The 1024-nt window shown below is 61.5% G+C and carries 1 protein-coding gene and 1 tRNA gene; one reads left to right on the forward strand and one right to left on the reverse strand.

What is annotated here, in order from left to right; all coding sequences use genetic code 11:
* Positions 1-17 precede the first annotated feature (17 nt).
* Positions 18-94: transfer RNA gene (locus tag AAE045_RS23215), tRNA-Asn, on the forward strand.
* Positions 95-219: 125 nt separating this feature from the next.
* Here AAE045_RS23215 and AAE045_RS23220 read toward each other — a convergent pair.
* On the reverse strand, positions 220-1024 hold an 805-nt coding region (locus AAE045_RS23220; RefSeq protein ID WP_455549683.1), incomplete at its 5' end, for a TonB-dependent receptor domain-containing protein.

Below are 1024 nucleotides of genomic sequence, written 5' to 3' on the forward strand. Positions count from 1 at the left end.
GCTACAATGCGCACCCCGCCCGAATAGCTCAGCCGGTTAGAGCACTTGACTGTTAATCAGGGGGTCGTTGGTTCGATTCCAACTTCGGGCGCCAAGATTTGAAAAAAGCCTCGCAGCGATGCGGGGCTTTTTTTTGCCTGCGATGTGCGCAACTCGCGTGGCCGAGCAACAAAAAGCCCGGGCACTGCCCGGGCTCCTTGTTCCCCAAGTGCGGCTACCTCATTCGAAGGTGTACTTGGCACCGACGGTGAAGTAACGGCCGATCGCACCGCTGAAGTGCAGCGGGTTGTAGTTCACGCCACCGTAGGTGGTCGGATCCAGCGGAGCGATGCGGTCGAACAGGTTCTGCACCGATGCATTCAGTTCGAAGGCCTCGGTGATGTTCCAGCGACCGGACAGGTCGAAGGTGGTGAACGAGGAAATCTTGGTGACGTCCGTGCCGTCGGCATAGGCGAACTGATACGAGCCGTCCGGACCGCGGAAGTCGGTGTTCTCCATCTTGGAGATGTAGTTGGCCACGCCGCTGACGCTCCACGGGCCCTGCTTCCAGGTGGTACCGAAGTTGATGCGGTCCTTCGGGGTGCCGATGCAGTTGGTGACGTCGCAGTTGCCGTGGGTACCGGCATAGTCGACGGTCACGTCGGCATCGGTGCGCTCGAACTTGAGCACGTGGCTCCACTGCAGGTCCATTTCCAGCTGGCCCGGACCGATGTCGAAGGTCTGGCGGATGTCGGTATCGATGCCGCGCACGCGGGTGGATGCCGCATTGATGTACTGCGTATTGACCGCCAGGATGCTGCCGGTGCCCGGAACGCCATTGAGCAGGTTGTTGTCACGCAGCACATTGCCCGCGGCAATCGCTTCGGCCGTACTGCCCTGGGCGATTTCGTTGGTGCGCTTGATCTGCCACGCGTCGACCGTCATCGAGGTGCTGGAGGTCGGCTGCAGCACCAGGCCCACCGAGTAGCTCTTGGACTCTTCCGGCTTCAGGTCGGCGTTGGGGCGGGTGATGATGGCGACCGGC

Source organism: Dryocola clanedunensis (assembly GCF_038405435.1).
In the GTDB taxonomy this organism is placed as follows: Bacteria; Pseudomonadota; Gammaproteobacteria; order Enterobacterales; family Enterobacteriaceae; genus Dryocola; species Dryocola clanedunensis_A.